Raw genomic sequence first — 19,687 nt, forward strand, 5'->3', positions numbered from 1 at the left:
TATTCTGAAAGCCCCCGCTTGACCGTCGGGGCCTCGCTGTGCACGCTCCCAACGCTCGCGTGCTCAAGTCGTCCGGAGCAGACGACCGCCCCCAGCGTGATGGCGGCGTTGAATTGCGAGCACCACGAGACCGTAGGCTGTCAGACTGAGCCAGAGATAGTCGAACGCGTGGTGGTCGGCAAAGCCGAGCATGGTTCGGAACGCGTGTGCAGGCGTGATAGCGAGGAGGAGGACAGCCGCGATGCCGATCCGGCGATCCGCGGTGAGTCGAACACTCAGCAGATAGACGAGAAACGCAGACCCGACGCCAACGAGTGGCGGATACCAGGCGAGAATTCGACCGGCGACGTCGGGTGCCCCGCCGACCAGCGCACTCGCCCACCACAGCACGACGACTGTCAGTGTGTCCCGTGTGTATCCCCTCGTCGGCAGTTCCGAAAACGCCCCGAAATCGAACGCACTGCTCGTACGGAGCAGTTCCTCAACCCAGTACAGGTACCCGTAGGGGTCGTTGCCAGCGAGGACGACGTCGCCGTTGCGGAATACACTCCCGTATGCAAGACCAATTCGGGCGAAAGCCACCACGAGGAGTGCGCCACAGAGAACTGCCGCCGTTCGACGGTCTACGGATGGGACTTGAAAGGGAAACGACCAGCCTCCGAGCTGGCTTTCGTCAGTACTTTCGGGGGGTTCCGTCCCATCGAGTACCGCCAGTACCGCATCCCGATCGGCAAGCCGGTAGCCGTTATCGCCTTCCGTGACAATACCCCTGGAAACGATCTCACCGAAATCCCCAGAATCAAGGGACGTATCGTCAAACGACCACGGCTCCTTCTCGTCAAGTTCCACTAACTCGCGGAACGAATCCGCGAGATAGGGTTTCTCTTCGAGAAGGGAGTCGGTCGCCTCCCGGACGTCAGCCATATCCGACCCACCAGCGAGAAGTGTATTAAACGTTCGGAGCCAGTCGGGCGAGTCACAAGGGTTACCCGTCCCACTCGCGTTTCGACTCGTGATGTGGCCCTGGGGACACCTGGCTGCTGGATACCTGCTATACACGGCGTTCGAACGCGTGCTGACCGACCATCCGCCCGGTGACCTCGCGACGATCTGGCTGGTCGTCGGAACGCAACTGCCGGATCTGATTGATAAACCACTGGCCTGGACGCTCCAGGTGCTACCGAGTGGCCGATCGTTCGGTCACTCACTCCTCATCCTCGTCCCGTTGCTGCTCGTCGCGGCCTATCGCTCGAGCGGCCGCTATCGGACGGCGATCGTCGCACTCGGAACTGGACACGTCACCCATCTATTAGGAGATGTAGTCTATCCGCTGACAGTCGGTCAGATACACCACGTTGGCTTTCTCGGTTGGCCGCTGATACCGCCCATCGACTATCCTACAACCCAGAGCTTTCTCGCCCACTTGATGGGTATCGACCTGACGCCGTGGTTTACCGGCCAATTGGCGCTGGTCGTCGTCGCAATCGTCGTCTGGACCGTCGATGGCAATCCTGGATTGCGTGTCTTCGACGGCAGATAATAGCTCGTTGCCCGCAACCGCTACGCCAACAGCTACGCCAGATAGCCGATATCTTCCAAGCGTTCCTCGACGTCCTCGTCCAGGCCCTCACGCCCGTCACCGCCCGCCGAACCACGTTCGGGAAGCGGTTCACGCGTCCGTACTTCCCGAGTCGCCGTGTCACTGTCCGCCCCGAACGCCGAGAGAACGGGCTGGCCGTCCATATCAGCCGGCACGGCCTGGTCCAGCCAGTGCAACACGGTCGGCGCGATATCGGAAATCCGGATCGTCCCCAGATCATTCGTAGCAACGTCCTCGCCGTGGAACAGGACCATGCCGGCGGGGACGTTCTCGGCCCGCCAGTCGTCGGGTTCGGTCACCACGCTGTCCCCGCCGATGGCCCCGCTCGTGTGGACGCCCGGCCGCTGGTCGAACACCAGATCCGGCGCGAGATCGACGTACGGCCCGGTATAGATCTCTTCGGGCCGATAAATCTCTCTGGCGATCGGCTCGCCCGTCGTGCTCGTCGCGTCGGCGAGGTCAGCCTGGAGATCCTGCAGGATCGACTCGCGTTCGGCCTCGTCGTCGGCATTGACGTAGACCAATCCCTGCCCGCTGCCGATCGCCGTCGTCTCCTCCCAATCGACTGCAGATAACTTGGCCTCGCGCTGGACGCCCTCGTCGCTGGGGAAGCGCTCGATAATCCGCCGGGGCACCAGCGGCCGAATGTATTGTTCGAGGCCCAACGAGCGGACGATCCCGGCGATTCGCTCCTGGGTGAAGCCCAGGTCGTGCAGCCGGGAGGCCAGACTCGCGGTCGTCGAGAGGTAGCCCTGCTCTTCGAGCCACCGGTTGACGTAAAACACCGTGTCGATCTCCGTACAACCGTGATCGGACATCAACACGAGGTTGTACTCACCCTCGAGGAAGTGGCGCAGTTCCTCGTCGACGATCTCCCAGGCCTCGCGTGTTTCGGGTCCGTCCCAGAAGTAGTGCTGGAGGACGTTCAGGTGAAAGAGCGTGACGTGCAGAAAGTCCAGCTCGTCTTCCTCCAGTAACGTTCGGGCCGTTCGCAGGCGGGTCCGAAGCAGGTCGTGGACCATCTCGACCTCGCGGTCGGCGTCCTCGTTTGACGTCAGCACGTTCGCCGGGTGGACACGGTAGTCGAAGCGATCTTCCAGTTCGGCCTGCAACTCGGGCGGTTCGGTGTAGTCGTCTTCACCCGAACGCGGCCCGCCGGCGACCATCGGGCCGTCGATCGCCCGCGGGGGATAGGACATCGGGAGGTTGACGACGCCCGTCCGGTGGCCGGTATCGTTGAGATAGTCCCACAGTTCCGGACTCGTAAAGTCAGTCGAGTCGGGCAGGTGCATCGAGCGGGCCTCGGTGTCGATGCGTTCCCACCAGTAGACACCGAGTTTGCCCGGGTTCTTCCCCGAGGCGTAGCACTTCCAGTTCGGGCAGGTGACCGGCGGGAGGTGGCTGCGGGAGACCCCCGAGGCCCCCTCCTCGCGGAGACGTTCGATGGTCGGCAAGTGGCCCGCCTCGATCCAGGGCTCTAACAGCGGCCAGTTGGCCCCGTCGAGGCCGACGACGACGGTCGGTTTCATCTAGGTTGTACTGAGCCAATGGCCACTAAAGGTATTCTGTTCCCGGTTTGAGGTGGTCGCCCCCTGGAGAGGGCTGCCCGCTGTGACTCCGTTCCAATTACCCCGAACCCAACCCACAACCGGATCGATCCCCTAAGAAAGGTAGATGAACAGCGGGACACAGGTGAAAAGACGATGACTGACGACGATACAGGCCACCGGCTCGTGGCCGCCATCTACGATCCGCTGACCGCGCCCTTCGACGAGCGGCTGCTCGGTGACCACCGCGAGTACCTCGCGCGTGGGCTGGACGGCTCAGTCCTGGATCTCGGGGCCGGGACCGGCGCGATGTTCCCCTATTTCGCGGCCGCCGCAACCGACGAATCGAGTCTCGACTGCCACGCGATCGAACCAGATACACACATGCGACAGCGGGCCGAGTCGCGGGCCAAGGACCTCGATCTGGCGATCGATATCCGACCGGATCCCGCGGGATCGCTGCCCGACGACGACGATTCGATTAGCACCGTCGTCGCCTCGCTCGTGCTCTGTACGATCCCCGACGTGCAAGCGGCACTCGATGAGGTCGCCCGCGTCCTCAAGCCGGGTGGCGAGTTGCGGCTCCTCGAACACGTCGCCGCCGACGGCTGGACCGGACACCTCCAGACTGCCGTCAATCCGGTCTGGAAGCGCGCGGCGGCCGGCTGCCACCTAAACCGGGACACCGAGGCCACGTTGCGTGGCCACGACCGTTTCGACGTCCGGGAACTGACGACCCTGGAGATGGGAGTGCCGCCCGTACAGCCGTTCATTCGCGGGACGCTGGAAGTGCGTACGTAACTGTTCTGGGCGCGAACCGAGTCACTGTCGTCTCAGTGGAACCAAGTCGACGCGCTAAAACACACTCGCGTCCGAGAACCGTCTATGCGCCAGTTCGTCGTACTCGGCCACGAGGCCCCGACGACGCCCGAATTCTCGCTCGAGGACTTGCCGGGCTCGGCGGGCCGCCTCGACGTGCTCTGTCGGTGTCTGAACGCCGCCTTCTTTCGATCGCACGACATTCGCGAAGACGTTCGCGTTCGCCTGGTGTTGGGCGATGAATTCACGCTCCGGTTGGAGGGGCGCGAGCTACAGGGCCTCAACCCCGACGAGCGCAGCACGGCCGCCCGGATCCGGAATGCGTTAGAGCGCCGGGAGGCGGCGATCGGCCACCAGGCAGTCGAGACGTCGCCCGGGATCTATCTTTCGCGACGCGGTGTCGAGGCCGCCCTGCGTGACGCTGCCGCGGAGGGACAACTCCTGCAACTCCACGAGGACGGGACGCCGATAATCGACGGGGGCGTTCCGGCCGATCCGGTGTTCGTACTCTCGGATCACCAGGACTTCACCGACGCCGAACAGGGCCTACTCGAAGAGTTGAACGCGAGGCGAATTCGGCTGGGGCCGACCGCGGTCCACGCCGATCACGCGATCACTGTCGCCCAGAACTATCTCGACACGGACGGATTCGAAACCTTCTGACCGATCGACGGCCGTTACTCGATCCGGAGATCGCCACCGTCGTCGCTGGCGTTTTCGTCCCACTCCAGTTCGAATTCGACGCTGAGTTCACCGTGGCCATCAGCCGGCCCCTCGCGTTCGGCCTTGACTTCGAACGTCGGCCGTGCCGGCGGGTCCATGGTGACCGACTGGTCGCCGGCCGACAGCGAAATCGGGTCGCCACCGTCGAGATTGTCGGCGACAGTCCGGAGATACGAGGCAATTTCGTCACGGGACAGCGAACGTTCCGTCTCGAAGAGTACTTCTTCTGGCATAGGTGAACAGAGGCGCGAGAAGGGGATAAGTGTTTCAGCACTAACAATCCGCGCGCCGACAAATTCGCCCGACTGGACGTGTCTCGCAAGAGTTAAAGGCAAACGCCGGCAAGAGTTCGACTGCGGGCCGGTGGGGTAGCTTGGTATCCTTCGGCCTTCGGGTGGCCGTAACCGCGATTCGAATTCGCGCCGGCCCACTTTTCACCCCACGTCGCGACCGTGAGCGACAGCGAACGGGCCGTCGTGAGTGCGAAATGGAAGAGCAAGCGGATTCGCGCCGGGCAAGTGCTCTCGTAGCCCAAGACGACACCAAGAAACAATCAGGACCGACTCGACCGGCCAGACGAACAGGCCATAGCTGTTTCACCTGCTCTGGGACGAGCGAAGTCCCGGAGAGCGGCGCCTATGTCGCGGTTCGCGGCGACGACCAGACCCACGGGGGCATGGAATGGTCGTCAATCTCGACACAGAGTCACCCGAAGCGTCAATCAAGGAAGCGAGACGGGCTTGGACCGAATCTACATCCAGACTAACTGCGCGTGACGCGTGCCGTCGATATCCAGCACGTTGGCTTCGTCGACAAAGCCCTGCTCGAGGGCAATCGAGACGGCTGTCTCGCCGACGAGGTTGGCCGTGTCACACTTCGCGAGACTCGCGGCGACGCGCTCGGCGTCGGCGACGTCGCCGCCGTAGAAGTCCTCGGTGACCGAAAGAGAGAGATCGCCCTCGGTGAACGTCTCGCCGAGAATATCGGCGTCACAGACGGCGACGAGCAGTCCGTCTTCAGTCTCGCGTTCGGAGACCAACAGACCGTCACTCGCGTTCTCACTCATGCTACTCGCGCAGCTCCTGCTGGCGTTGATCGATCATCTCTTCTTCGGTTTCCTGGCGCAACTCGTCGGCCTCCTCGACGAGTTCTTCGGCGCGTTCGTCCTCACCGACCTGTTCGTGGGCACGGGCCTTCTGTTCCAGCAGGTCCGCGCTCCGGAAGCCGAGTCTGACGGCATTGTCGAAGGCATCGATGGCGTCCTCGGCGAGCCCGCGTTCAAGCAGGAAAAAGCCGCGATTGTACCAGGCTTGGGCGAAGCGGGGGTCGATCTCGACGGCCCGTTCGGCGTGTTCTAAGGCCTGCTCGGACTGGCCGGATTCCCAGAGTGCGTAGGCGAGGTTCGTCTCCGCGGTCGCGGCGTGTTCGGACTCGGCGTCGATGTTCAACGCTTCCCGGTAGGCACCGATCGACGCGTCGTACTCCTCGAGTTCGGCGTGGGCGACACCCTTGTTCACCCAGGCCTCCTGGGTGATCGCGTCGTCGTCGGCAAAGCGAGCGGCCCGTTCGAGTGCCTCGGTGGCCTCCTCGAAGCGCTGGATGCGCGTGTACTCTAGGCCCACGTCGAGTAAACTCTCGGCGTCGACTTCCTCGTCAGGGATCGCATGTTCGTCCAGTAGATCCCCGACTACCCGCGAGTCGACGGGATCGACCGCATCCGGATCGACGGCGAGTTCAGGCGGTTCCAGATCGAAGCCCTCGTAGGGCTCTGAGAAGCCCTGGCCCTCGGAGAAACGATGGTCTTCGGAGTCGTCAGTCATGAAACGGTCTACGCGAGTCGAATGGTTAAGGGCTACGTCCGCGCAGCGGCCGAATCATTTTGTACACCGGGCCGTAGTATAAACTATGACGAACGACCGTGTGGCGGACCTGGTCGACGATGCTGTGGATGTGGAGGGAATCCGCCGATATCTGCGGAATTCGGACGTTCTCTTTGCGGTCCTGTTCGGCTCGCTCGTAAGCGACACGGCTCACGAATCTTCCGATGTCGACGTAGCACTCCAGTTTCCGGACGAGATGACGTCAAAAGAACGCTTTCGGCATCGAAATCGACTCGACGCCGAACTACAGACGTATGCCGAGCGATTCGTCGACGTGAGTGATATCGAAGCGCTACCAGTACCCGTTGCACGTGCGGCACTCCGGGATGGAATTCGACTCGTCGGTGATGAACAGGAGATTAACGCGTACCGCAAGCGGGTCGAATCCGAGTACGAGACGTCTGCTGAGCGACGAGAGCAGGAACGTCGAGAATTCATCGATCGTCTGGCGAAAGGAGAGTTATAGATGGTCGACGAGGAAGTAGTCGTGACCAAGTTGGAACAGGTCAACGAATTTGCGCACGACCTCGAAGAGATGCGTGGGCTGTCGAAGGACCAGTACGTCTCGGATATCGTGATTCAGCGGGCGGTCGAGCGGACGTTCATGAATCTGATTCAGTCGTGCATCGACCTTGCCCAGCATATTCGTGCCGCCGAGGATCTGACGGCGGCGCGGACATCGAAAGAAGAGATCGAAGCTCTCGGCAAAGAAGGCATCATCTCCGCCGAGACGCAAGAACGACTCGAAGAAGCCGTCGGGTTCCGAAATGTACTCGCCCATCGGTATGGGGACGTAGATCACGAAACAGTGTACGAGGTACTTCATGAAGACCTGCACTGGTTCGAACAGTTTCAACAGGAAGTTGCCCAGTGGTTTCGCAAGCAGGAATCGTAACAGTTCGGGCATGATGATTGACACAAACAAATCTGGTGTAACGCTGAAAAAGACAGCACTAGAGAAGGACGTATGAGCAAGCGACTGTTCGTCAGCGTCGACCTCGACGGCCTCGGCGAGGCGGTCGCCCCAGTCCAAGAACACTTCGAGGCTGTGTCGGGCCTGAACGTCGTCGACCCACACCAGGCCCACGTCACACTGAAATTCCTCGGCGACACTGATCCCGACCAAGTGCCCGAACTCACCGACGAACTCGCGGCCGCGGTCGATGAAAGCGGCGTCGAGCCATTCGAGACCGAGCTCGGCGGCCTGGGCGCGTTCCCGAGCACGGATTACATCAGGGTCGTCTGGCTGGGTGTCCGCGAAGGGGGCGAGCAACTCACCCGACTGCACGAGGCAATCGAGGAACGTACAGTTGCGATGGGGTTCGATCCCGAAGAGCACGACTTCACCCCACACGTCACGCTGGCCCGCGTCAACCGCCTCGGGGTCAAGTGGTTCGAGACGCCGGAGGCGTCTCGTCATCACGAGAGAGCGAAGCTCTCTCGAACGACCCCGAGGCTTGTCAGTGGACTCCCACTCTATCCGCGTAATGCGGAAGGCGTGAAAGTGCCGTTCGCGTTCAGCGTCCCTGACTTGAGGGCCAGTTGACTGATGGCCCGTCCAGCCCCAGACTTGAGCCAGTGCTGGAGGAGACGCCACCCGATATTCCGAGCGGCGTTATAGTCGGCGTGGAGTTCCTTTCCACACTTCAGACACTCGAACTCGTCACCATCACGATTATCCTCGTGCGTGAACCCGCATTCGCCGTGACTGCACCGCTGACTCGTATAAGCAGGCGCAACATCGTCAACATCGATGCCGTATTCTTCGGCTTTGTATTCGACGTGGCGTTGAAGTTCACGGAATGCCCACTGCTGGAACTTCGAGGCGTTCGAGATACGCTCGCGGATATGCGTCAGGTTCTCGAACGCAATCGCTGTGCAGTCGTTCTCGACGGCTTCCTGCACAATGGCTTTCGAGACGCGGTGGAGGTAGTCTGCACTCCACCGAGCGAACCGTGAGCCGACGCTCTTGATTGTGAGATGCGCGGAACGAGTGCCCGTCTGTTGGAGATTACCACGCCGACGTTCATACTCGTCGCGCTTGTGGTTGAGATAGTCTACATTGCCAAAGAACGCTCCTGTACTGGTGACGGCGAGGTGACCGTCCACGTTCAAATCGACGCCGAGAACCACTCCGTTCTCGGTCGCTTCGTCGCCAGAATCAACGGTTTCGACTTCTTTCTCGACTGCGACGTGGAGGTAGTACGTGCCGTCACGCTTGTGGAGTGTTGCTTCCTTGCGCTCCCAGTCATCTGTCCAATATTCCGCGAACGGCGTGCCCTCGTCGTCTTCGGGCGTGACGAACTCGGCGGTCACGCGGTCGCGCACGGTGGCGAGGGTAACGTGGTCGTCGTTGTACGTGATGGTTCGCCCGTTGTACACGACGACACTCCCTCGAAACTCGGGCTTGCTTGCCTTTTTGCCGTCGTCGAGGATTCGGTCTTTGCAGTTGCCGAGTGCGTCGGCGGCGAGGTTGCGGGCGGATTGGACGAGACTGGCTTGCAGACTGGTCTGCTCCCGAACCTCCGTGTAGGTTTGGTTGTGGAGCGTGTTCTTTGTGTCCTCGATTTCTGTGGGGTCGTCGTTCCATCCAGCGTCAGCGACGTGTTGGGCCGCTTGACGGAATTGCTCGAACGTCTCATCGAGGACGCTGTGAGCGTCCTCGGGAACGTCGAGCTTTAGCTGGATGTTGCGGACGACCTCCATACTTCATTAGTATGCTTAGAGATACTTGAAAGTATTTTTTCAGTCGTTGGGGAGTCGGACTTGCCATCGCGTGTGGTTTGTGTCGTCGAGTGTCGGCTTCTGCTCGCGGGCCGCAGGCCCGCTCGCACGGCCCGCGGAACGGAGTTCCGCGCTGTCCTCCCCGACCTCAAGGGTCGGGGTATCCGCCTCGCAATCTCTATGAACCACGCCGGCGGGAAGGAACTCGTCCAGAACGTGCTCCAGGAGAAGGATCCGACGGTCGGTACCCTCCAAGTCCAAGACATCCGGGTGACCGAGAGTGTTCTGACCGACGACGGTCCAGCGTATGCGACCATCGAATCATTTGAACTCTGATATGAACTCGGGGCGCTAAGTGGTACGCACCGCCGATTTAGGCTGGGTAAAGTACTTAGCCTGGCCAAAATTGGTATGGAAAGTGATAATTATTAAGTGGTCCACGGCCCAACGAACAGCCGATGGCACTGCTGGCTAATCTCACGCTGGTTTTCGTCGCGGGATTGATCACCGCGTTAGCAACGGGGTTGGGTGCGATCCCGTTTTTCCTGGTTGATGACATCAGCGATCGGTGGTACGTCGGATTGTGGGGGCTGGCCTCGGGAATCATGCTCGCGGCGTCGCTGTTCGGGCTGATCATGGAAGGGCTATCCGCGGGAGGGACACTGATCGAAGTGGCCGTCGGCATGCTGGCGGGTGTCCTCCTCGTCATCGTCGCACATCGAGTGCTCGACGATACCGATTTCGACCCCAAAGAGTACGCAGAAGCCGATTTCAAGAAGCTCGTGCTCATCCTGGGCATTCTGACGGTCCACAGTTTCCCGGAGGGTGTCGCCGTCGGTGTCTCCTTCGCCGAACTCGGTCTCGACGGGGCCCAGGGACCGCTTCTGTTCGGCGCGACGGTCCCGATTCTGGCGATCTTCATGACGATCGCGATCTCGATCCACAACATCCCCGAAGGCGTGGCCATTTCGATCCCGTTGCGCTCGATGGGGATCTCCGAGTGGCGCATGGTCTGGTGGGCCGTCTTCTCCAGTTTACCACAGCCCATCGGGGCTGTCCTCGCGTTCGCGTTCGTCCGCCTCGCACAGGACTTCTTACCGTATGGCTTTGGCTTTGCGGCCGGCGCGATGATCTATCTGGTGGCGACGGAGTTCATCCCGGAAGCCTTAGAGACCGGCGCGTCGCTGCCCGGCGGTGGCTATCGCGAACTGGTCGAAGGGCTGGCCGCCGGCATCGCGTTGATGGTGCCGCTGGCGGTGGTGTGATCGTCACCGCAGCGACACGTCGAGATCTGCCGTGAGATAGTCGACACTGCGCCCGATAACGCGTTCCCTGAAATCCGTGGTCACCGTTCCCTGGGGGTTCGCCACCGCGTCGTGTTTGACCGTCGCGAGGACCCAGGGCGAGCAATAGGACGTGCGCTCAGGATGGTTCCCTGTACGCCAGTCGTCGTCGGTAATTTCGATGTTTTCGGGCAGGTCACTCAAGGTGAGGCCCGCACAGAGATATTCCTCGCCACCGTACGGGATCCCCTCGGCTGTGAGAACGAGCCACGGGCGAGGGTTCTCCCCAGCATTGTACGGATCCGGTGCCCAAAAGACGTCCCCTGCATCGAACGGATCGTTATTCATCCGACTCCTCGCGTGGATCGACCGCGTACGCCTGCCACTCGTCGTACGATGGCGTCTCTCCATCACGTTCCCGGTCGGCGAGACTCGCTCCCGCGTGATCGGTTGCCGCCTCGACACTCCGGTCGTGATCGCTGACCCGCCAGTACGTCCCACGGTGGTCGACCCGACCACGCTCGCGCAATCGAACGAGCGTCGGCCCGATCGACCCCGTCTTCACGTCGGTCGCCGCCGCGATATCGCTTTGCGTGAACGCTTTCTCGGGGTTCTCCCGGAGAAAGTCCAATATTGTGGCCGCGTTGGTTCCCGGCCGTGGCCCCCCTGTCTCGTCGTCGGAGAGGTCCTGAAATCGATCCTTACTGATCGGCATGCTCGATTCTTTGTATCGGATTGTATTGAATGTATTGTCCCACCTATCCATTCGAAGGAGAGACAATGATCGGTAACGCCCGATAACCAGCCCTGCAGAATTCACAGGGAGATAGCAGACGACCATTGCCACAACAGGAGAAGTCAACGACGGAGACGAACGGTCCCGTGACTCCGGCCAAAAGAACAATCATTTAAACTGCCACGGCGAAGACGCGGACACCATGGGCAAAAAATCCAAGGGCAAAAAGCAGCGTCTGGCGAAGCTCGAACGCCAGAACAGCCGTGTCCCGGCGTGGGTCATCATGAAGACCGACCAGGACGTACAGCGCAATCCGAAGCGACGCCACTGGCGACGTAGTGACACAGACGAATGAGTGCCGAAGACTTCGAGGAGCGGGTCGTCACAGTCCCGCTTCGCGACGTGCAAGCCGTTCCGGAGGGCGACCGTGCCGGAAAGGCGATGGCGCTCATCCGTGAGCACCTCGCCCAGCACTTCTCCGTCACAGAGGACGCAATCCGGCTCGATCCCTCGGTCAACGAGGCCGTCTGGGACCAGGGGCGGGCAAACCCCCCGAGCAAGATCCGGATTCGCGCCGCCCGCTTCGAGGAAGCGGGCGAGAACATCGTCGAAGCCGAACCCGCAGAGTAACTTTGCTCCGCGCGGCCTTCGCCGGTTCGACGTACGTCGGCGTCTACGCCTCGGCTACTGACGAGTATCTCTTGATCCGCCCCGATGCCGACGACGAACTGACAACTGCCTTCGGCGAGGAGCTTACCGTCCCAGTTGTCGAGACAACGATCGGCGGGGCAGGCACGGTCGGCGCACTCGCGACCGGCAACGAAAACGGCCTGCTGGTGACCAGTCGGATCACCGACCGCGAACGCGATCGACTCACGGAGACGATCGACGCCCCGGTCGTCGAGCTCCCGGGTCGGATCAACGCCGCCGGCAACGTCGTGTTAGCCAACGACAACGGGGCAGTCGTGCATCCAGATCTGCCACGAGACGCCATCCAGGCCGTCAAAGACGCCTTGGACGTGCCGGTCGAACGCGACGACCTCGGGGGCGTCCAGACGATCGGGACGGCCGCGGTTGCGACGAATCGCGGCGTGCTCGCCCACCCGCAGGCGACAGACGGAGAACTCGACCGACTGGAGGAGGTCCTCGACGTCCCGGCCGATGTCGGGACGATCAACTACGGCGGGCCGCTAGTCGGGTCCGGCCTGGTCGCTAACGCGAACGGGTACGTCGTCGGCCAGGATACCACCGGCCCGGAGTTGGGCCGGATCGAGAGCGCGCTGGACTATATCGACTGATCGGGCATCTTTTCGTGGCTGTGACCTTCATGCAATCGGAGGGGTGTATGCGTACGCCGAGCATAGCGAGGCGTTTCACGGATTCGCAGCGACGCTGCGAATCCGCCTTTTTCGCCCACGTTTTTGCGGAGTGGGTTCCCGCAGCGCGCTCGGAGAGCGCGCGAGGAAACCCACTTCGGAAAAAGGTGGATGGGAAGATACTTCCCCGTCGGCCACCGCAATTTGGCACATGAGTGAGTTTACAGTCAACGGGCAGTTCGAGGCCCGCGACGGCTGGCAGACGTTCGAAAAGGAGATCGAAGCGGAGAACGAAAACGTCGCCGAGGAACGGATTTACGCCGAGTTTGGCTCCCAGCACGGGCTAAAGCGTGCCCAGATCGAGATCGAGGGGGTCGACGCATGAGCCTCGGTGGTGGCGGCGGCGGCGGCGGCGGTCAGCAGCAACTGCAGGAACTGGCACAGGCGATCGAAGCCATCGAAGACGAGAAAGAAGCCCTACAGACCGAAATCGAGGACCTCCGAACGGAGCAGACCGAAATCGACGAGGCAATCGAAGCGATCGATACTCTCGAAAGCGGCTCGACCGTTCAGGTGCCGCTGGGTGGGGACGCCTACGTCCGCGCCGAGATTCAGGATATCGACGAGATCATCGTCGGTTTCGGCGCAGACTACGCAGCCGAGCAGGGCCAAGACGACGCCGTCGACGTCCTCGAGAACAAGAAAGACACTATCGACGAGCGCATCGAGGAAGTCAACGAAGAGATCGCGGAACTCGACGCCGAGAGTGACGAACTCGAAGAGCGCGCCCAGCAGATGCAACAGCAGCAGATGCAACAGCAGATGCAGGCGATGCAACAGCAGGAAGAAGGCGACGAGTAGGGCCCAATGTTCGACGGACTTCGCGAAAAACTCGGTCGATTCAGTGACGACGTCGAAGAGGATGTCGAAGAAGAAGACACCGAGGAAGAACCGAACACTGAGTCAGCGACCGGTCCTGCGGAATCGGCTACGGCCGCACCCGAAGCCGAGTCACAAGCTGAGACGGGAGCAGCGCCCGACACCGAAGGCGAGGCAGCGCCCGACCCAGCAAACGGGCAAGCAGACGGCGACACGCCAGCGGACGGGCAAGAGGACCGCGGGATCGCCGAGCGGGCGAAGCTGTTTGCCACCGGGAAGACCGTCATCGACGAGGACGACCTACAGAATCATCTCGACGAACTCGAAATCGCGCTTCTGAGCAGCGACGTCGAGATGAGTGTTGCCGGAGAGATCCTCAGCGGTGTCGAGACGAATCTAGTCGGGGAGACCCGAAAACGCCTCCAGAGCACGGGCAACCTGGCCCAGGACGCTCTTCGAGAGGCGTTGTACGACGTCATCAGCGTCGGCCAGTTCGATTTTACCCAGCGGCTCGCCGACGCCGAGAAGCCGGTCGTGATCGTCTTTACGGGCGTCAACGGCGTCGGCAAGACGACGACGATCGCGAAACTCGCCCGCTATCTGGAAGAACAGGGGTACACGTCGGTACTGGCTAACGGTGACACCTATCGGGCCGGCGCGAACGAACAACTCGGGGAACATGCCGAGAACCTGGACGTCCCCTACATCTCCCACGAACAGGGTGGCGATCCGGCTGCGGTCATCTACGACGCTGTCGAGTACGCCGAGGCCAACGACGTCGATGTCGTGCTGGGCGATACGGCGGGTCGACTCCACACGAGCGAGGGGCTAATGGACCAGCTCTCGAAGATCAATCGCGTCATCGACCCGGATATGACCCTGTTCGTCGACGAAGCTGTCGCCGGCCAAGACGCCGTTACCCGCGCGAGTGAGTTCGACGACGCCGCCGAGATCGACGGGACGATCCTCACCAAGGCCGATACTGACCCACAGGGCGGGGCGGCAATTTCGATCGCGCATGTGACGGGCAAGCCGATCCTCTTTCTGGGCACCGGCCAGGGCTACGAACATCTCGACCCGTTCGACCCCGAGGAAGTCGTCGACCAGTTGACGCTGGGCGAGTGACCGGTAGGGACCGATTTTCCAGCCAAGTGTAGGAATCGACCGGCTACTGCGTGTAGGTCCGGACCGATTCGATCCCTGCCTCGCCGAACCTGAAGAGATCCACGAAGGCCGCGATCTCTGCCCCGTCTTCGTCGAGCAGCCGTCCGCAAGCAGCGAGATCGTCCTCGCCATCACGATAGATCGCCTCGATGGGGTGGGTGGTCCGGTCGTCGGGCCGCTCCTCGCGCATGAACTGGACGAATCGCTCGCGTCCATCGAGCGTCAGATCGGGGCGTCGGTGGACGAACGCGGGCGCGAGCAAGGCTTGGAGGCGGTCGTAATCGTGCTCGTCGAGTGCCCGATAATAGGCCCGCACGTCCGCGACAGGGTCCTCAGTCATAGGCCCACTCACGGCGCCAGGACGGAAGGAAGCCACGGCTCGGGGTGCGTTGTCCCGAACACACTCGGAAGTGGCTCACGGTCCATCTTCTGGGCTGCTCGTCCCGTCGGCCGGTTGGTCTGTCCCGGAATCAGAAGTCTCGGTCTCGCCGTCGGCGGCCTGTAACTCCTCGGCGATTTCCTCGATCTCTGCCTCCGAGATGTCGGCCTCAGCCGTACCTGGCTGGGTCCCCGTCGAGTCGTGGCTCCGCTCGTTTGCCCGGTCTGCTGGACGCGATTCATCCGCGGACGAACCCGGCTGATCGTTCCGATCGACCGACTCGCCCACTGCTGGCTCGTCGACCGCTGGGACGTCTTCGAGTGTCTCCGTGTCGCGAGCGTCGGTGGCAGATTCGGTGTCATCGGTCCCACTCGTTTCATCGCCGGTCGGCGCGTCAGCGTCCGCGAGCGCGTCGGCGATCTGGTCGTCCTCGGCGCCGTCGGGTTCGTCGATGTCGACACCCACACCAGCGTACTCCCGGAGTCGACGGGCGGCGTCGGTATCCGGCCCGTCATCGGGTTGTTGGGCGTCTTCCTCACCGAGATCGGCAGGCGTCTCGGCCACGTCGAGATCGACACCGCCAGCCACACTGTCGTCGCCGCGAATGGCATCCATCACCGATTCATCAGCCTGTCCAATCGCGCTATCGGGGATCTCGACGCCGCCTTCAGTGACAGTGATCTCGTCTGGATCCAGCGGTTCCGCAAGGTCCCGGGCGGTTTCCAGGGGGGACTCGGCGTCCTGCCGATAGGCCTGGCCTTCTTCTCCGTCACCGCTGGAAAAAGCATCGGCAGCCTCCGCGAGCCAATCTGCAGCCTGCCAGAGGGCGGTCGCTTTCATTCGAGCACGCTCGAAGTGTTCGTCCAGTTGGGCCGCATCGACGAACCGCCCCGACGTGGCGAACTGCTCGGCGGCGGTCGTAAACTCCTCGCGAGTGCGCTCGAAGTCACTCCGGGCGACCATCCAGTCGTGATCCTCGAAGGCGCTCATCGCATTCGTGAACGCCCGGCGTCCCTCGACGTAGTGGGCGTGCCCGACGCGATACCGCGAGACGGCCGCCCCATCGCCACCGATGTCTGCGACGGTACGCTGGATGGCCTGGTCGTCCGGCCGTTCGAAGGGATCCCGCGTCGACCACGCGTATCTGATCACGCCGTCCAGATCGACGACGAAGACGGCCCGTTCGGGGCGTCGCTGGCCGTACTCGTCCTCGAAGACGACTTCGTAGGCCGCAGCGACCTCGCGACGCGTATCGGCACACAGTGGGATAGCCAGATCGTATTCGGCAGCGAACGCTCGGTGACTGTAGACCGTATCGGGGCCGACAGCGACGACGGCGACATCGGGCTGCATTGCAAAGAGATCCAGTGCTGCCAGATCGCTATCGTCCTGACAAGCCGGGTTGAAGTCGCCGGGATAGAACGCCAACACCACGATCTGCTCGCCGACGTACTCCCCAAGCGAGAGTTGCCGGACGTCGTCGTCCTCGACCGCCGGCAACTCGAAGGTCAGGGCATCAGCCCCCTCCCGAAGCATGCGAGAGTGGTTGTTCGTCAGCCCTCAAAAGCGTGCCTCTCCGGTCGACTTTTATCGCAGCGTGAAAAAGCCCACCGCGTGGAACTGCACGTCCGGTACGAAGGCGACGACGATCCCGAGAAGTGCACAGCCCGGAAACTCGCCAAGTTCGACCTGGCGACGTTACACGACTCCGTGCGGGCGACGCCACCGGGGATCGTGCTCAACCCTTTCGCCGAGCAGGCGCTATCGCCGGCCGATGCCGACCGCGAGCGACTCATCGCCCTCGATTGCTCCTGGGAGACCGCAGAGCGCGAAGCCTTCGATCTGGACGGAGTTCAACGATCGTTACCCTTTCTGGTGGCCGCAAACCCAGTCAACTACGGCACGCCGTTCCAGTTGACGACAGTCGAGGCACTTGCGGGGGGCCTCGCGATTGTCGGCGAGCGCGAACAGGCCAAAAAACTGCTCTCGAAGTTCCGCTGGGGACATACGTTCCTGGAACTCAACGAGGAGCCGCTGTCCCGCTACGCCGACTGTGCTGACTCGACCGCGGTCGTGGCCGTCCAAGAGGAGTATCTGGCCGATGAAAACTGACGGGGAGTGGTGCAATCTCAGACACCACGAGTGAACCCAACTCGATCGCCGCTGTCAGTCCCGTCCGAGTGGGTCCGTCGAAATCGTGTTCCCGACCGGTAACAAGCCCAGCACTATCGACAGGGTTCGTGTCGCCCCGCCAAAAGACTGCCGCGGGCTCGGCCTAGGCAAAGCACTGTAAAGGCCACCCGCGCCCCCGGAGACCGTCCGTCGGTTCGCCTGCGTCCCGATCAGGTCGGTGTGAATCCGCTCTCTGGTACGTCGACGTCGAGCGGGCTCTGTGGCGGTGATTCGGGAACGTCGGGGTCGTTGTAGACCGCCGGCGCGACGTCGTTGGGGCCAGTAGGGTAAAACAGCGCAGCCAGCGTTTGAATCTGTGTCCGGCCGACGCCAAGTTCGAACTGCCCGCCGCCGTACATCGAGATATCGTGGTCCGTACAGTAGGAGATGACACCACAGAGAGCTTCGATCGTTCCGATCCGTGACGGTTTGACGTTGATCCAAGCCGGGTCGACGGGCAGCGTCGAGAGTGAGCTGGCGTCCGTGATCGGGACGTCCCAGGAGAGGCGATCAGCGTGTGCCCGAAGCCGCGATGCAGTGCCCTCACTGAACGCGGGGTCTTCGATGATCGCCTCGGGAAACGCCGCGAGGAGCTGTTCGTACAGCCGTGGGTTGGCCGGCTGGTGGACGTCCGCGTGGGCGTACTGGCCTTTCAAGTCGAGAATCTCGACGGCCTCAGTTTCGGCAAGATCGTCGATCAGCGCCGCCGTCCAGTCGGCTGTCGGATCGAGTTTGAGTGCGACATCGGGAGAGACCTCACGAAGGCGATCGACGCGATCGATCGTCGGTGGTTCACCCAGTCGCGTACTCACGACGAACTGGACCGGATCGGGGTCGCGCTCGAAGACGTCCGCGAGCGAGCGATCGGCCTGGCGCAAAGCGAGATCCAAGGCAGCACTTTCGAAGGCCCAGCGTCGGTATCGGCGGGACGGGGGACGCTGGGGGCCACTGGGAAAGAGGTTCATCTCACTCAGTGTCTCGGAAAAGGAGTCGATCGTGTACTCGCCAGCGAGTGCCGGCAGGGCACTCGCCGCCAACGCGTGGTGGTCCTCGGCGTCGTAGGTGACGTCTTCGCCACGACCGACGAGCCCCTCACCGCGGAGTGTGACCGTCGTCGTCACCCGCTCGAATCCACTCGACGTGTGCCGCTCGTGTTGAGACAGCTCGTAGCCGTCGATAGTCACCGGGAGGTCCGCGACGCGCTCGTAGTCCATGCGACGGTGTGTGGGCGGGAGCGCAATCAATGGACCGGCCGGGACGCACCGACTCGGAAACGCTTAAACGCGCCCGCCGGTTAGCCCGGTGCACGATGGCACGATTCGAAAAAGCAGAGGGACGCACCCTCGAGAAACAGATCTGCATGCGCTGTAACGCCCGCAACCCAAAGCGCGCCGAGAAGTGTCGCAAGTGTGGCTACGCGAATCTCCGGCCCAAGGCCAAAGAACCCCGTAGCGCCTGAAGACGCGATCGGCGAGAACTCCGAGCACACTGGGTTTGGGAAGGCTTTTCTCTCACGCTCGCCGCCGTTCGGACATGGCTATCGGCGACGTGACCGACGTGACTACTGGCAGTTGCAGTGATCTCTACTACGTCGACACCGGTATGTACGAGGTGCCAAACTACGGCTCGGTGTACATCGTCGACGCCGAGCGCCCGGCGATCGTCGAGACGGGGATCGGGACCCACCACGGCCGGATTCTCGACGCGATCGATGCCGTTGGTCTCGCTCCGGAGGAAATCGAAGTACTCGCGGTCACCCACGTCCACCTGGATCACGCGGGGGGAGCCGGGTTTCTCGCCGAAGCGTGTCCGTCGGCGACGATTGTTGCCCACGAACTCGGCGCGCCACACCTGGTCGATCCCAGTCGGCTCTGGGAAGGCACCAAGCAGGCGGTCGGTGACCAGATCACGCATTACGTCGAACCCGACCCCGTACCCGAGGAACGCGTCCACGGGATCGGAGACGGCGACGAGATCGACCTCGGTGATCACGCCCTGATCGCACACCACGCGCCGGGCCACGCCCCCCATCAGGTCGTCTTCGAGGACCCCAGCAACGACGCGGTCTTCACCGGCGACGCGGCGGGACTGTACGTCCCCGAGCGCGATCGGGCAGAACCAACCTCGCCGCCGCCCGATTTCGACCTCGAGCAGGCCCTACAGGACGTCGAGATGCTACAGGAGTTAGCGCCGGAGACACTCCTGTACTCCCACTTTGGGCCGGCTCGACGGACCCACCAGCTCGATGGGTACGCGCGCCGGTTGGGCGAGTGGGTGCAAAGCGTCACAACGGCCCGGGAGAAACTCGGGGACGACGAGAGTGTGATCGAACACTTCGCGAGCGAGACCGAGGCGACGGAGATCTGGGGCGCCGAGAAGGGGCGTGGCGAGACGGCGATGAACGTCCGGGGCGTCCTCCAGTATCTCGACGAGACGGCGTGATCGGGCGTCGCATCCGTCCGTTT

The 19,687-nt window shown here is 62.4% G+C and carries 28 protein-coding genes and 1 tRNA gene; 18 read left to right on the forward strand and 11 right to left on the reverse strand.

Going from position 1 to position 19,687, the window contains the following annotated elements; genetic code table 11:
* Window positions 1–63 precede the first annotated feature (63 nt).
* On the reverse strand, window positions 64–924 hold the full coding sequence (locus tag Hrd1104_RS08765; protein ID WP_154552405.1) for an STT3 domain-containing protein: 861 nt from the start codon (window positions 922–924) through the stop codon (window positions 64–66).
* 91 nt (window positions 925–1,015) lie between these two features.
* On the opposite strand from Hrd1104_RS08765, the gene Hrd1104_RS08770 reads away from it, so the two are divergent.
* Window positions 1,016–1,540, forward strand: a complete 525-nt coding sequence (locus Hrd1104_RS08770) for a metal-dependent hydrolase (protein ID WP_154552406.1) — start codon at window positions 1,016–1,018, stop codon at window positions 1,538–1,540.
* A gap of 32 nt (window positions 1,541–1,572) precedes the next feature.
* Here the strand turns inward: Hrd1104_RS08770 and Hrd1104_RS08775 are convergent, their stop codons facing one another.
* Window positions 1,573–3,129 carry an alkaline phosphatase family protein gene (locus Hrd1104_RS08775; RefSeq protein WP_154552407.1) on the reverse strand — a complete coding sequence of 519 codons (1,557 nt, stop codon included), beginning with the start codon at window positions 3,127–3,129 and terminating at the stop codon, window positions 1,573–1,575.
* Window positions 3,130–3,303: 174 nt separating this feature from the next.
* On the opposite strand from Hrd1104_RS08775, the gene Hrd1104_RS08780 reads away from it, so the two are divergent.
* Together Hrd1104_RS08780 and trmY are read left to right on the forward strand one after the other, a co-directional pair.
* Window positions 3,304–3,948, forward strand: a complete 645-nt coding sequence (locus tag Hrd1104_RS08780; protein ID WP_154552408.1) for a class I SAM-dependent methyltransferase — start codon at window positions 3,304–3,306, stop codon at window positions 3,946–3,948.
* Window positions 3,949–4,032: 84 nt separating this feature from the next.
* On the forward strand, window positions 4,033–4,629 hold the full coding sequence (gene trmY / locus Hrd1104_RS08785) for a tRNA (pseudouridine(54)-N(1))-methyltransferase TrmY (protein WP_154552409.1): 597 nt from the start codon (window positions 4,033–4,035) through the stop codon (window positions 4,627–4,629).
* A gap of 14 nt (window positions 4,630–4,643) precedes the next feature.
* Here trmY and Hrd1104_RS08790 read toward each other — a convergent pair whose 3' ends face one another.
* The gene (locus Hrd1104_RS08790) at window positions 4,644–4,922 is read right to left on the reverse strand and encodes an amphi-Trp domain-containing protein (RefSeq protein WP_154552410.1); all 279 of its coding nucleotides are present in this window, start codon (window positions 4,920–4,922) and stop codon (window positions 4,644–4,646) included.
* 124 nt (window positions 4,923–5,046) lie between these two features.
* Here Hrd1104_RS08790 and Hrd1104_RS08795 point away from each other — a divergent pair.
* Window positions 5,047–5,119: transfer RNA gene (locus Hrd1104_RS08795), tRNA-Pro, on the forward strand.
* Window positions 5,120–5,440: 321 nt separating this feature from the next.
* On the opposite strand, the gene Hrd1104_RS08800 is transcribed toward Hrd1104_RS08795, so the two are convergent.
* Window positions 5,441–5,731, reverse strand: a complete 291-nt coding sequence (locus Hrd1104_RS08800; RefSeq protein WP_195837652.1) for a DUF424 domain-containing protein — start codon at window positions 5,729–5,731, stop codon at window positions 5,441–5,443.
* Between the two features lie 25 nt (window positions 5,732–5,756).
* Complete coding sequence (locus tag Hrd1104_RS08805) at window positions 5,757–6,509, reverse strand: tetratricopeptide repeat protein (protein ID WP_154552412.1); 753 nt, start codon at window positions 6,507–6,509, stop codon at window positions 5,757–5,759.
* Window positions 6,510–6,594: 85 nt separating this feature from the next.
* Here Hrd1104_RS08805 and Hrd1104_RS08810 point away from each other — a divergent pair, with 85 nt between their 5' ends.
* The 3 genes from Hrd1104_RS08810 (at window position 6,595) to thpR (ending at window position 8,115) form a co-directional block, all read left to right on the forward strand.
* Window positions 6,595–7,035, forward strand: coding sequence for a nucleotidyltransferase family protein (locus Hrd1104_RS08810; RefSeq protein WP_154552413.1), 441 nt, complete (start codon window positions 6,595–6,597; stop codon window positions 7,033–7,035).
* Window positions 7,036–7,464 carry a DUF86 domain-containing protein gene (locus Hrd1104_RS08815; RefSeq protein WP_154552414.1) on the forward strand — a complete coding sequence of 143 codons (429 nt, stop codon included), beginning with the start codon at window positions 7,036–7,038 and terminating at the stop codon, window positions 7,462–7,464. It abuts the gene before it with no gap.
* Window positions 7,465–7,536: 72 nt separating this feature from the next.
* On the forward strand, window positions 7,537–8,115 hold the full coding sequence (gene thpR, locus Hrd1104_RS08820) for an RNA 2',3'-cyclic phosphodiesterase (protein ID WP_154552415.1): 579 nt from the start codon (window positions 7,537–7,539) through the stop codon (window positions 8,113–8,115).
* On the opposite strand, the gene Hrd1104_RS08825 is transcribed toward thpR, so the two are convergent.
* Entirely contained in the window at window positions 8,046–9,275 is a 1,230-nt protein-coding gene (locus Hrd1104_RS08825) for an RNA-guided endonuclease TnpB family protein (RefSeq protein WP_154552416.1), read from the reverse strand. The genes thpR and Hrd1104_RS08825 overlap by 70 nt on opposite strands.
* Before the next feature lie 72 nt (window positions 9,276–9,347).
* Between Hrd1104_RS08825 and Hrd1104_RS13110 the strand changes: the two genes are divergently transcribed.
* Together Hrd1104_RS13110 and Hrd1104_RS08835 are read left to right on the forward strand one after the other, a co-directional pair.
* The gene (locus tag Hrd1104_RS13110; protein WP_195837566.1) at window positions 9,348–9,629 is read left to right on the forward strand and encodes a hypothetical protein; all 282 of its coding nucleotides are present in this window, start codon (window positions 9,348–9,350) and stop codon (window positions 9,627–9,629) included.
* 122 nt (window positions 9,630–9,751) lie between these two features.
* Window positions 9,752–10,558, forward strand: a complete 807-nt coding sequence (locus Hrd1104_RS08835; protein ID WP_154552417.1) for a ZIP family metal transporter — start codon at window positions 9,752–9,754, stop codon at window positions 10,556–10,558.
* 3 nt (window positions 10,559–10,561) lie between these two features.
* On the opposite strand, the gene Hrd1104_RS08840 is transcribed toward Hrd1104_RS08835, so the two are convergent.
* Both Hrd1104_RS08840 and Hrd1104_RS08845 read right to left on the reverse strand, forming a co-directional pair.
* On the reverse strand, window positions 10,562–10,924 hold the full coding sequence (locus Hrd1104_RS08840; RefSeq protein ID WP_154552418.1) for a hypothetical protein: 363 nt from the start codon (window positions 10,922–10,924) through the stop codon (window positions 10,562–10,564).
* Entirely contained in the window at window positions 10,917–11,291 is a 375-nt protein-coding gene (locus Hrd1104_RS08845; protein WP_154552419.1) for a MarR family transcriptional regulator, read from the reverse strand. Before Hrd1104_RS08845 ends, Hrd1104_RS08840 begins: the two co-directional genes overlap by 8 nt.
* A gap of 223 nt (window positions 11,292–11,514) precedes the next feature.
* Here Hrd1104_RS08845 and Hrd1104_RS08850 point away from each other — a divergent pair, with 223 nt between their 5' ends.
* The 6 genes from Hrd1104_RS08850 (at window position 11,515) to ftsY (ending at window position 14,632) form a co-directional block, all read left to right on the forward strand.
* Complete coding sequence (locus Hrd1104_RS08850; RefSeq protein ID WP_154552420.1) at window positions 11,515–11,667, forward strand: 50S ribosomal protein L39e; 153 nt, start codon at window positions 11,515–11,517, stop codon at window positions 11,665–11,667.
* Window positions 11,664–11,942, forward strand: coding sequence for a 50S ribosomal protein L31e (locus tag Hrd1104_RS08855; RefSeq protein WP_154552421.1), 279 nt, complete (start codon window positions 11,664–11,666; stop codon window positions 11,940–11,942). Before Hrd1104_RS08850 ends, Hrd1104_RS08855 begins: the two co-directional genes overlap by 4 nt.
* Window positions 11,943–11,944: 2 nt before the next feature.
* Window positions 11,945–12,610, forward strand: a complete 666-nt coding sequence (locus tag Hrd1104_RS08860; RefSeq protein WP_154552422.1) for a translation initiation factor IF-6 — start codon at window positions 11,945–11,947, stop codon at window positions 12,608–12,610.
* A gap of 229 nt (window positions 12,611–12,839) precedes the next feature.
* Window positions 12,840–13,013 carry a 50S ribosomal protein L18Ae gene (gene rpl18a, locus Hrd1104_RS08865; RefSeq protein WP_154552423.1) on the forward strand — a complete coding sequence of 58 codons (174 nt, stop codon included), beginning with the start codon at window positions 12,840–12,842 and terminating at the stop codon, window positions 13,011–13,013.
* The gene (gene pfdA / locus Hrd1104_RS08870; RefSeq protein ID WP_154552424.1) at window positions 13,010–13,489 is read left to right on the forward strand and encodes a prefoldin subunit alpha; all 480 of its coding nucleotides are present in this window, start codon (window positions 13,010–13,012) and stop codon (window positions 13,487–13,489) included. Before rpl18a ends, pfdA begins: the two co-directional genes overlap by 4 nt.
* Window positions 13,490–13,495: 6 nt before the next feature.
* Complete coding sequence (gene ftsY, locus Hrd1104_RS08875) at window positions 13,496–14,632, forward strand: signal recognition particle-docking protein FtsY (RefSeq protein WP_154552425.1); 1,137 nt, start codon at window positions 13,496–13,498, stop codon at window positions 14,630–14,632.
* A 43-nt stretch (window positions 14,633–14,675) separates the two neighbouring features.
* Here ftsY and Hrd1104_RS08880 read toward each other — a convergent pair whose 3' ends face one another.
* Window positions 14,676–15,011, reverse strand: a complete 336-nt coding sequence (locus Hrd1104_RS08880; RefSeq protein ID WP_154552426.1) for a nuclear transport factor 2 family protein — start codon at window positions 15,009–15,011, stop codon at window positions 14,676–14,678.
* Window positions 15,012–15,086: 75 nt separating this feature from the next.
* Window positions 15,087–16,586, reverse strand: coding sequence for a redoxin domain-containing protein (locus Hrd1104_RS08885; protein ID WP_154552427.1), 1,500 nt, complete (start codon window positions 16,584–16,586; stop codon window positions 15,087–15,089).
* Between the two features lie 78 nt (window positions 16,587–16,664).
* Here Hrd1104_RS08885 and Hrd1104_RS08890 point away from each other — a divergent pair, with 78 nt between their 5' ends.
* The gene (locus Hrd1104_RS08890; RefSeq protein WP_154552428.1) at window positions 16,665–17,162 is read left to right on the forward strand and encodes a DUF367 family protein; all 498 of its coding nucleotides are present in this window, start codon (window positions 16,665–16,667) and stop codon (window positions 17,160–17,162) included.
* 230 nt (window positions 17,163–17,392) lie between these two features.
* On the opposite strand, the gene Hrd1104_RS08895 is transcribed toward Hrd1104_RS08890, so the two are convergent.
* Entirely contained in the window at window positions 17,393–18,436 is a 1,044-nt protein-coding gene (locus Hrd1104_RS08895) for a hypothetical protein (RefSeq protein ID WP_154552429.1), read from the reverse strand.
* Window positions 18,437–18,531: 95 nt separating this feature from the next.
* Between Hrd1104_RS08895 and Hrd1104_RS08900 the strand changes: the two genes are divergently transcribed.
* Together Hrd1104_RS08900 and Hrd1104_RS08905 are read left to right on the forward strand one after the other, a co-directional pair.
* Entirely contained in the window at window positions 18,532–18,681 is a 150-nt protein-coding gene (locus Hrd1104_RS08900; RefSeq protein ID WP_154552430.1) for a 50S ribosomal protein L40e, read from the forward strand.
* 74 nt (window positions 18,682–18,755) lie between these two features.
* Entirely contained in the window at window positions 18,756–19,664 is a 909-nt protein-coding gene (locus Hrd1104_RS08905) for an MBL fold metallo-hydrolase (protein ID WP_154552431.1), read from the forward strand.
* Window positions 19,665–19,687 lie beyond the last annotated feature (23 nt).

Source organism: Halorhabdus sp. CBA1104, from assembly GCF_009690625.1.
In the GTDB taxonomy this organism is placed as follows: Archaea; Halobacteriota; Halobacteria; order Halobacteriales; family Haloarculaceae; genus Halorhabdus.

What these genes read in the sequence shown, in the direction of transcription:
- Hrd1104_RS08895 (WP_154552429.1), bottom strand. Translation starts at nt 18,436, where the DNA reads ATGGACTACGAGCGCGTCGCGGACCTCCCGGTGACTATCGACGGCTAC.
- rpl18a (WP_154552423.1), top strand. Translation starts at nt 12,840, where the DNA reads ATGAGTGAGTTTACAGTCAACGGGCAGTTCGAGGCCCGCGACGGCTGG.
- Hrd1104_RS08815 (WP_154552414.1), top strand. Translation starts at nt 7,036, where the DNA reads ATGGTCGACGAGGAAGTAGTCGTGACCAAGTTGGAACAGGTCAACGAA.
- Hrd1104_RS08845 (WP_154552419.1), bottom strand. Translation starts at nt 11,291, where the DNA reads ATGCCGATCAGTAAGGATCGATTTCAGGACCTCTCCGACGACGAGACA.
- Hrd1104_RS08810 (WP_154552413.1), top strand. Translation starts at nt 6,595, where the DNA reads ATGACGAACGACCGTGTGGCGGACCTGGTCGACGATGCTGTGGATGTG.
- Hrd1104_RS08855 (WP_154552421.1), top strand. Translation starts at nt 11,664, where the DNA reads ATGAGTGCCGAAGACTTCGAGGAGCGGGTCGTCACAGTCCCGCTTCGC.
- trmY (WP_154552409.1), top strand. Translation starts at nt 4,033, where the DNA reads ATGCGCCAGTTCGTCGTACTCGGCCACGAGGCCCCGACGACGCCCGAA.
- Hrd1104_RS08880 (WP_154552426.1), bottom strand. Translation starts at nt 15,011, where the DNA reads ATGACTGAGGACCCTGTCGCGGACGTGCGGGCCTATTATCGGGCACTC.
- Hrd1104_RS08840 (WP_154552418.1), bottom strand. Translation starts at nt 10,924, where the DNA reads ATGAATAACGATCCGTTCGATGCAGGGGACGTCTTTTGGGCACCGGAT.
- Hrd1104_RS08850 (WP_154552420.1), top strand. Translation starts at nt 11,515, where the DNA reads ATGGGCAAAAAATCCAAGGGCAAAAAGCAGCGTCTGGCGAAGCTCGAA.
- Hrd1104_RS08885 (WP_154552427.1), bottom strand. Translation starts at nt 16,586, where the DNA reads ATGCTTCGGGAGGGGGCTGATGCCCTGACCTTCGAGTTGCCGGCGGTC.
- Hrd1104_RS08805 (WP_154552412.1), bottom strand. Translation starts at nt 6,509, where the DNA reads ATGACTGACGACTCCGAAGACCATCGTTTCTCCGAGGGCCAGGGCTTC.
- pfdA (WP_154552424.1), top strand. Translation starts at nt 13,010, where the DNA reads ATGAGCCTCGGTGGTGGCGGCGGCGGCGGCGGCGGTCAGCAGCAACTG.
- Hrd1104_RS08775 (WP_154552407.1), bottom strand. Translation starts at nt 3,129, where the DNA reads ATGAAACCGACCGTCGTCGTCGGCCTCGACGGGGCCAACTGGCCGCTG.
- Hrd1104_RS08770 (WP_154552406.1), top strand. Translation starts at nt 1,016, where the DNA reads ATGTGGCCCTGGGGACACCTGGCTGCTGGATACCTGCTATACACGGCG.
- thpR (WP_154552415.1), top strand. Translation starts at nt 7,537, where the DNA reads ATGAGCAAGCGACTGTTCGTCAGCGTCGACCTCGACGGCCTCGGCGAG.
- Hrd1104_RS08905 (WP_154552431.1), top strand. Translation starts at nt 18,756, where the DNA reads ATGGCTATCGGCGACGTGACCGACGTGACTACTGGCAGTTGCAGTGAT.
- Hrd1104_RS08825 (WP_154552416.1), bottom strand. Translation starts at nt 9,275, where the DNA reads ATGGAGGTCGTCCGCAACATCCAGCTAAAGCTCGACGTTCCCGAGGAC.
- ftsY (WP_154552425.1), top strand. Translation starts at nt 13,496, where the DNA reads ATGTTCGACGGACTTCGCGAAAAACTCGGTCGATTCAGTGACGACGTC.
- Hrd1104_RS08780 (WP_154552408.1), top strand. Translation starts at nt 3,304, where the DNA reads ATGACTGACGACGATACAGGCCACCGGCTCGTGGCCGCCATCTACGAT.
- Hrd1104_RS08790 (WP_154552410.1), bottom strand. Translation starts at nt 4,922, where the DNA reads ATGCCAGAAGAAGTACTCTTCGAGACGGAACGTTCGCTGTCCCGTGAC.
- Hrd1104_RS08835 (WP_154552417.1), top strand. Translation starts at nt 9,752, where the DNA reads ATGGCACTGCTGGCTAATCTCACGCTGGTTTTCGTCGCGGGATTGATC.
- Hrd1104_RS08765 (WP_154552405.1), bottom strand. Translation starts at nt 924, where the DNA reads ATGGCTGACGTCCGGGAGGCGACCGACTCCCTTCTCGAAGAGAAACCC.
- Hrd1104_RS08900 (WP_154552430.1), top strand. Translation starts at nt 18,532, where the DNA reads ATGGCACGATTCGAAAAAGCAGAGGGACGCACCCTCGAGAAACAGATC.